The organism is Coleofasciculaceae cyanobacterium (assembly GCA_036703275.1).
Taxonomy (GTDB): Bacteria; Cyanobacteriota; Cyanobacteriia; order Cyanobacteriales; family Xenococcaceae; genus Waterburya.
In genome coordinates this window covers 126,307-133,910 of sequence record DATNPK010000026.1, presented here as the reverse complement: position 1 = coordinate 133,910, position 7,604 = coordinate 126,307, and the positions used below count along the sequence as shown (strand labels likewise).

The 7,604-nt window shown below is 41.4% G+C and carries 8 protein-coding genes, 1 tRNA gene and 1 pseudogene; 5 read left to right on the top strand and 5 right to left on the bottom strand.

The annotated features are described in order from the left end of the window. From V6C71_06685 to V6C71_06670, 4 genes are all read right to left on the bottom strand, one after another. Nucleotides 1–570 (bottom strand): DUF5895 domain-containing protein (locus V6C71_06685; GenBank protein ID HEY9768182.1); only part of this gene is annotated, 570 nt, incomplete at its 3' end. 2 nt (nucleotides 571–572) lie between these two features. After that, entirely contained in the window at nucleotides 573–803 is a 231-nt protein-coding gene (locus tag V6C71_06680) for a hypothetical protein (GenBank protein ID HEY9768181.1), read from the bottom strand. Between the two features lie 71 nt (nucleotides 804–874). Continuing rightward, nucleotides 875–958, bottom strand: a tRNA-Leu gene (locus V6C71_06675). Between the two features lie 289 nt (nucleotides 959–1,247). Continuing rightward, nucleotides 1,248–2,450 (bottom strand): HhoA/HhoB/HtrA family serine endopeptidase, encoded by a 1,203-nt coding sequence (locus V6C71_06670; GenBank protein HEY9768180.1) that lies wholly within the window; start codon nucleotides 2,448–2,450, stop codon nucleotides 1,248–1,250. Between the two features lie 412 nt (nucleotides 2,451–2,862). Here V6C71_06670 and V6C71_06665 point away from each other — a divergent pair, with 412 nt between their 5' ends. Then, nucleotides 2,863–4,041 carry a glycosyltransferase family 4 protein gene (locus V6C71_06665; GenBank protein ID HEY9768179.1) on the top strand — a complete coding sequence of 393 codons (1,179 nt, stop codon included), beginning with the start codon at nucleotides 2,863–2,865 and terminating at the stop codon, nucleotides 4,039–4,041. Nucleotides 4,042–4,280: 239 nt separating this feature from the next. After that, nucleotides 4,281–5,036, top strand: a complete 756-nt coding sequence (locus V6C71_06660; protein HEY9768178.1) for a glycosyltransferase — start codon at nucleotides 4,281–4,283, stop codon at nucleotides 5,034–5,036. 124 nt (nucleotides 5,037–5,160) lie between these two features. Here V6C71_06660 and V6C71_06655 read toward each other — a convergent pair. Further along, a pseudogene (locus tag V6C71_06655) lies at nucleotides 5,161–5,343 on the bottom strand (hypothetical protein). A gap of 304 nt (nucleotides 5,344–5,647) precedes the next feature. Here V6C71_06655 and cbiM point away from each other — a divergent pair. From cbiM to cbiQ, 3 genes are read left to right on the top strand one after another with little or no spacing between them, the layout of a single operon-like run. After that, nucleotides 5,648–6,382, top strand: coding sequence for a cobalt transporter CbiM (cbiM, locus tag V6C71_06650; GenBank protein HEY9768177.1), 735 nt, complete (start codon nucleotides 5,648–5,650; stop codon nucleotides 6,380–6,382). A 35-nt stretch (nucleotides 6,383–6,417) separates the two neighbouring features. Then, nucleotides 6,418–6,792 carry a PDGLE domain-containing protein gene (locus V6C71_06645; protein ID HEY9768176.1) on the top strand — a complete coding sequence of 125 codons (375 nt, stop codon included), beginning with the start codon at nucleotides 6,418–6,420 and terminating at the stop codon, nucleotides 6,790–6,792. Nucleotides 6,793–6,812: 20 nt separating this feature from the next. Continuing rightward, nucleotides 6,813–7,595: a cobalt ECF transporter T component CbiQ gene (gene cbiQ, locus V6C71_06640; GenBank protein HEY9768175.1), complete on the top strand. Its 783-nt coding sequence runs from the start codon at nucleotides 6,813–6,815 to the stop codon at nucleotides 7,593–7,595. Nucleotides 7,596–7,604 lie beyond the last annotated feature (9 nt).

Below are 7,604 nucleotides of genomic sequence, written 5' to 3'. Positions count from 1 at the left end.
TTGTCTGACTAGGTTCGGCTGATAAACCGCATGAGCATAAAAAACCTCATTTTTATCGATCGCGCGATCGCCTGTCAGAGATTTATAGACATTAAGAAACTTTTTACTAAAAGATAAGGGATTGTTGTAGTAACTATAATTTTTGAGAAAAGTTAAGCCAGCGTACCCAGAGCATTTCAGTCTAAAAGGTAGCCCAGATAAAGGCTCATTGTTGTTATCGAGAAACCAAACTACAACATAGCTAAAAGCTTTGAATCCTCCTGCTGCGTTCTTTACCTTGGAATAAGGCATGGTTGTAATTCCGTCGCTCATTAAAGGCTGTGAACGATTTAAAACTAACAGCTTGGGCTGCTGTGACACTAGAAGAATTTCATTCGTACCATCACTAAATTCGTGCTCTATGGCTTTCCAGCTATCAACAGGTTTAAAACCCGCCAGTTGCGCATTAGACGGGGTAATAGCAATACCATATTTTTGACTGGTGGCATTGAGAAATTGACAATAGGGGACAGTAGTGATTCCCCCGCGAAACTCGTCGCTATTAAATCCAAAATCTTGATAGTTACTCATAATTAATAATTGTTTTTCATTAGTACTATTATACTAAGAATATTTTTCCAGCTTAAAAATTGTGGCTCTAGTAATCTCTGATCGGTGCTAAAAATTACCTCGCCAAGCTGGCACTCGGGATAAAAGCCTGGTTTTTCTGGACGGCGATCGCTACTAGAATTGCTCTTCCAGCACAAAGCTGCCAAAGCGGCAACATAATCTAAATCACAACAAATAAACAATATATGTGACAAAAAGCATAACTTTGCCGTCTCCGAAGCTTTATGCTTCTCACACGGCTCTTAAAGACTGAGTAAATGCAAAGTGGGGATGGAGAGACTTGAACTCTCACTCTCTTGCGAGAAACAGATTTTAAATCTGCAGCGTCTACCGATTCCGCCACACCCCCTCGGTATGGATGCTGAAAATATTTTCAACAGAAACTAATATATCACACAGTACTGACATAATGTATTGAATTTAACGCTTAATCTAAATAAAGTGAGATTTAAGTATCTGGATGATTTAAATGGTTAAGACTCAAAAAGGCTAAAAATGAATCATTTACAAGGTGCGATCGCCATCTAATCGTTCTTCAGCTACAGGAATTGAGCAAAAAAAAACGACGAGTTAGAGTTTGAATCTAACCTATCGTTTGTCTGGTGTGAGGAAAATTAAAAATCTAGATTAAGCGAGAATTAGCGATTAGCTATTTGAGGTTCAGGCAGTAAGCCAACGGTGACATTCAGATCTAGCTGTTTTCCGTCGCGCTGTAGACCAAGAGCTAGTTGTTGACCCACTTCGGTTTTAGCTACCACCTCCTGTACTTGTTCGGCTGTGGTAACGTTTGTGCCTTCAATTTCACTGATAACATCACCAGACTTTAATCCTGCTCGAGCTGCGGGAGAGTTGGGAACAACATCAATAATTAAAATACCTTCGTCTGCACCGACATTGAGATTTTTCTGGCTTCTCAGCTCTTGTTTTAGTTCGGGTGTAATTTCTGCCATTTGAACACCTAAGAAGGGATGGTCAACTTTACCATTAGCAATTAATTCTTCAGCAATATCTCTAGCTGTATTAACAGGAATAGCAAAGCCTAGTCCTTGAGCATTTTGAATGATCGCAGTGTTAATGCCAATTACCTCGCCTTTGGCATTGAGTAAAGGACCTCCAGAGTTGCCTGGATTGATTGCTGCATCGGTTTGGATAAAGCTAACTCGTTTATCGGCTACTCCAACCTGCGCGCTAGTTCTACCTGTAGCACTAACAATACCTGTAGTTACAGTATTATCTAATCCTAAAGGATTGCCGATCGCGATCGCCCATTCTCCTGGTTGAAGCGATTGCGAATCAGCAAAAGTAACCGCAGGTAGCTCTTGGGCTTCAATTTTAATTACCGCCACATCAGTCAACGAGTCTGTACCCATGACTTTTCCTTCGTAGGTGCTTCCGTTTTTCAGAGTGACTTTAACCTGATCGCTACCTTCAACTACATGAGCATTAGTCAAAATTAAGCCATCGGAACTAACTACAAAACCCGATCCCATGCCTCGTTGGATTTGTTCGTTGGGAATATTGGGCATCTGCGAACCGAAGAATTGACGAAAAAAGGGGTCTTCAAACATCACAGGACCGTTTGTAGCAACGGTACGAGTAGCATCAATCCGCACTACTGAATCCCCTACTCGGTTAACAACATCGCTAACATAGTTTTGCGGTACAGCGATCGCCACTTCAGCGGGATTTTTTTCTGCTGCTGCGGTGGCATCTATTCTATCTTTAGCAAAACTTTCGGGACTATTAATTAAATAGTTACCGCCTAGAGCGATTCCGCCACCGAGCAAGACCAAGGATATAGAAGAGGTGGCTTTTTTCCAGATTGAAGGTTGTATTTTCATAAGATTTGTCTTTATGTTTGTTCCTAGTTAAAAAGAAATATGTTTTTTTGCATAAATTGAGTACCAGCCCGAGCGATCGCTTTGTGCTGATATTTTTAATTTAAATAAGTGATGTGACTTTTTTGTGACAATATTTTGAACTTTCGGCAATATTGAGATGACATTGAACTAAATAGTTCGGTTAGATACAGAAAACCGTCCCTAATATCCCCAACAGTTTACGATCTATAAATCAATCCCCACGAGATCTATTAAATTAGATAGATATAAATTGCCGACACAATCTGCTATTAAGTTGACAGGTAATATTTATAGTTTTTAACAAAGCTATTAGCTATTAGCTATTAGCTAGGGCGAAGCCCTTTAATCTATCGGTTGATCGCAACTCGCTCTTTTATAGTTTTAATAAGTAATGAAAATAGCAGTTTTGGGACATCGCAGATTCCCGATTAAAGAACCGTTTGCGGGTGGAATTGAACGTTTTACTCACGATATAGTTAAAGGACTAGAACAACGGGGTTGTCAGGTTGCTCTGTTTGCTCATCCAGAAAGCGATTGCTCGCTTAATTTGTCTCTAGAGCCAATTTTGGACACTTCTTTTTGCCAAAATGCTGATGAAGAATCCCATGAAGCCTATCTCAGCATCATGGATTATCTCAGTGGAGCCGAATTTGATTTGATTCACGACAATTCTTTAAATTATTTCCCGATAATTTTGGAGGATCGGCTGAATGCACCTTTGGTAACTACACTACATTCGCCTCCTTTCTCGCGTTTGCTAAGTGCCGTAAGATATCGCGAAAGAAAACAGCGCGGTCAGTATATTTCAGTTTCTAAATTTAATACCGAACTTTGGGGTTTAGATCGTAACCGCATAGAGACAATTCACAATGGTGTAGATACTAAAATATTTGCTTATTCTCCTTTCTATTATCGTAACTGTGCCGTGTGGACAGGACGAATTATTCCCGACAAAGGTACTCATCTGGCAATTGAAGCTGCCCAGAAAGCGAAAATTCAATTAGTTATTGCTGGACCAATTAGCGATCGCGAATATTTTACCGCTAAAGTCGAGCCTCATCTCGGTCGAGGGGTTGAATATGTGGGGCATTTAGGACAAGCAGAACTTGTAGCGTTGTTACAGTCGGCTGCGGTAACTCTTTGCACCCCAATTTGGTCTGAGCCTTTTGGGTTAGTAGTAATTGAAAGCCTTGCCTGTGGTACTCCAGTGGTGGCGTTTAACCGTGGGGCGATGTCAGAGATTTTGAACTGTCAAACAGGTGTTTTAGTTCCTCCCGATGATACCGACGCTATGGCAGAGGGAATCAAACAAGCTAAACGTCTATCTCGTTATTCCTGTCGAAAATTGGTTCTCGAACGGTTTAGTCTCGAAACCATGACTGATAAGTATCTTAACGCTTTTGAACGGATTATCAGCCAACATAAACGGCAAAAAATATGCACCTTGGCTACTACATACACCTCCACGGCAAGGGACACGCCCAAAGAGCTAAAGCGATCGCTTCACACTTCAGTATCGCCGTTACCTTCATCGGCACTGGGGTTAGTCGAAGCGACTGGACAGGAGTAGCTAATTATCAATTATTAGATTTACCCCCAGATCGGGTAGAGTATGTTCCCGATTTACCAATCAATCAGGATTGTCAGACCTATTCCTTTCATTATGCACCTTACTACAGTGATGCTTATCGTCAACGAGCCGTAGCGATCGCCAATTGGGTAGAACAAACTAAGCCTACAGCAGTAATAGTAGATGTTTCGGCAGAAATCACCCAATATTTGCGCTGGCTCGGTGTACCAGTGATTGGAATGCGTCAACATGGCGATCGCTGCGATCTACCTCATCTGTGTGGATACGACGCTGCATATAAACTGTTTGCGCCTTATCCTGAGATTTTAGAATTTTCTGGTGTACCTAACTGGATTAGAGATAAAACTATTTATTCTCCTGGCTTCTCCCGCTACTCTCAGAGTAAGGAAACTAAATTAGGCGCTAGGGAAAAGCTGGATATCTCTCCACAACAAGAAGTTGTACTAGTAATTAATGGCAAGGGCGGGGGCAAATATTCAAGAGCGAAAATTGCAGCAGCCGCAGAAGCAACACCAGAATGGTTATGGTTAACTGTGGGAGAAATTGACCGAGATTATGATAACTTACCTAGCAATGTCTCTGTCTTGGGGTGGCGCGAAGATACCTATCCCTATTTGAAAGCTGCTGATGTGGCGATCGCTTCTGGGGGACACAACACCGTTATGGAGATTGGGACAGCGCAAGTTCCTTTTCTTTGCATACCAGAATTGCGACCTTTTCAAGAACAGCAGATTAAGGCAATATTATTAGAGAAGTTGGGGTTGTGTTTTTGCTCAGAAACTTTTCCTGGTGCTAATTCGGCAAGGTTAGTCTTGAATAAGCTAAAGCAGCTTGATGTTACTCAATGGGGTCGGATTATGGCGATTGATGGTGCAGCACAGGCAGCTAAGGCGATTGAATCTGAAATTAAACTGTTAAGCAGTTATTTAGCTGTTAGCTCTAGCTCAATAGCCTCAACGGGTGACGACTTTTGATTGACTTTCATTATCTAATTACTTTTAATTGGGACGTTGGTAAATTAAAGTATGATTTGTGTAAAGGCGATCGCCAATTAAATAATCAATCGCTCTTGCACAATTATTCTGTAAGATTTTTAAAAATTAGACCCTGTTCGTACATTGGTAAGTCGCGATTATAGTTCGACAACTCAAATAAAGTCACCGCTCCAGCCCAAAAGACTATTAATGCAGTTTGAGCAATATGCGCTCCCAGTAACCTACCAGAAATATAGCTACAAGCTAAAAGCTTTAGTCGCCTTTGGAAACCAACAGCTTGTCGCAAGACAGTTAGTTACGGTGAAACATTTCTTATAACATAAACCCTTGCCCTCTTTTTATAACCCTTTGAACCTCTTTTGTCTCGAGCTAGATCGGCTCTGTAGAAAGGTTGGACTTTTGTTCGAGTCGCACGCATCGCATCGACTAAAAACCGATGTTCCAATCTAAATTACAACTTAATTTTTAGCGAAAACTTAGATATAATCCCCCCCCATGGGATATCTTTTTGAGTATTTTTACTGAAAAATGTATAAGTGACAGCAATAAAAAATATTGCCAAAATATAAAAAATAAAAACGATCACTATTATGCTATCTATTATATTTAATGACTGGTTATTTTGGAACTGGCAGCCTCAGTTGGCAATGCACATTCCAGACGGGTTTTTAAGCCTTCCAGTTAGTTTAATTACCTGGGTTATTGCGATCGCGCTAATCGCCGTGGCTTTAAATCAAGTACAGGCGAAATATCAAGAGCGAACAGTTCCGATTATGGGAGTCTGCGCTGCTTTTATCTTTGCTGCTCAAATGATTAATTTCCCTATACCAGGAGGAACTTCTGGTCATTTACTAGGCGGGACGTTAGCGGGAATTTTACTTGGTCCTTGGGCGGGTGCGTTAGTAGTCAGTGTGGTGTTTATCGTTCAAGCGGTTGTCTTTCAAGACGGTGGTATTACTGTATTGGGAGCAAATATTGCCAACATGGGGCTAATTGGCACTTTTGGCGGGTACTACCTTTATCGGGCAATTCGCTCGGCAATTGGTCGTGATAGCTGGCGTGGAATGGCGATCGCTACAGCCGTAAGTGCTTGGACAAGTGTATTTATTGCTTCAATATTGGTTGCTATACAACTAGCTTTATCGGGAACTGTACCCCTAAACGTCGCTATTTCGGCAATGGCATTTTGGCACTTACTCATCGGAATCGGCGAAGCATTAATTACCTTAGCCGTAGTTAGTTTTATTTGGCGGACTCGACCAGATTTGCTTTACGATCCTCGTCAAAGCAAATTATCTAGTTCTCATCCAGTAGTACAGCGTTAACAAATTTATATTAAATTAAAGAGAATTTTCGGTTTATGAGCAATAAACTTCCCAGCTCTCGTAATCTCGCTTTTGTCATCTCAGGCTTGGGTATTGCCTTACTAATTGCCATTTTTGTTTCTCCTTTTGCTAGTCCAGATCCAGATGGGCTAGATCGCGTTTCCCAAGATTTAGAGTTTGGACATCGGGCTACTGAAGACGCACCAGCCCAGAAATTGCCTTTTGCTCAAGTATTTGATGAATACGCGCTTAAAGGTGTACCCGAAGGAATTGCTACACCAATGGCAGGTTTGGTTGGAACTTTGGTTACTTTTGGTTTGGCGTGGGGAATTGGCAAGCTGGTAATTAAAAAATCCCATTCATCTGCTGATAGTATTTCCCCTCAATCGAGTGACGAACAAGCAAATTAAATTAATGAGGAAGTAAGTGGATGCTATTGTTACACCTTGGGGCGTTTCATCTGGATATCGATAGCAAGCAGGCTACTCTTTGGCATTCTTTTGCTCCCCGTACTCGTCTTTTGTGTGCGCTCCTAATGGTATTTGCGATCGCTCTTACCCCAAATGGACGTTGGTGGACTTGGGTAGTCTACGGGCTAGGAGTGCTAGGTGTAATTTTTTTTAGTCGCGTTACCAAAAAAATACTGCTCAAAAGGATTGCCGTTGAGTTTGCTTTTATTGGTGTCGTGCTGTTGGGAACTTTGTTTCGAGACGGTGGTGAGGTTATTTGGTCTTGGGGCATACTCCGAATTACTACAGAAGGCTTAACTGTTTTGGGTAGTGTTACGATCAAGGCTTTATTATCGCTGCTAACGCTAAATATACTGACTCTTACTACTTCAGTTCCTGCTCTGCTTAATGCTTTAACCGCCTTACGAGTCCCTCCACTATTAGTTGCTACTTTGGCATCAATGTATCGCTATATCGGTGTTTTAATTAGAGAGTTTCAGGCAATGCGTAAAGCTGCTGCGTCTCGCAATCTAAGCAATAGTAATGTTTGGCAACGCCTCGTTATTGGCAACATGATGGGTACTTTATTTATTCGCACTTACGAGCGAGGAGAACGAGTTTATCAAGCGATGCTATCCCGTGGTTATCAGGGAGTACCTGTAGTTGAAAAAGTACCATCTGGCGGACGGAGAGATGCAGTTATAATTACATTAACTACAGCTTTAATACTATTTGGACAAGCTATTTATTTACCGACATGGTGATCTGAATTT

Coding starts and splice junctions, on each gene's coding strand:
- V6C71_06670 (HEY9768180.1), bottom strand. CDS start 2,450: ATGAAAATACAACCTTCAATCTGGAAAAAAGCCACCTCTTCTATATCC.
- V6C71_06665 (HEY9768179.1), top strand. CDS start 2,863: ATGAAAATAGCAGTTTTGGGACATCGCAGATTCCCGATTAAAGAACCG.
- V6C71_06660 (HEY9768178.1), top strand. CDS start 4,281: ATGCGTCAACATGGCGATCGCTGCGATCTACCTCATCTGTGTGGATAC.
- cbiM (HEY9768177.1), top strand. CDS start 5,648: ATGCTATCTATTATATTTAATGACTGGTTATTTTGGAACTGGCAGCCT.
- V6C71_06645 (HEY9768176.1), top strand. CDS start 6,418: ATGAGCAATAAACTTCCCAGCTCTCGTAATCTCGCTTTTGTCATCTCA.
- cbiQ (HEY9768175.1), top strand. CDS start 6,813: ATGCTATTGTTACACCTTGGGGCGTTTCATCTGGATATCGATAGCAAG.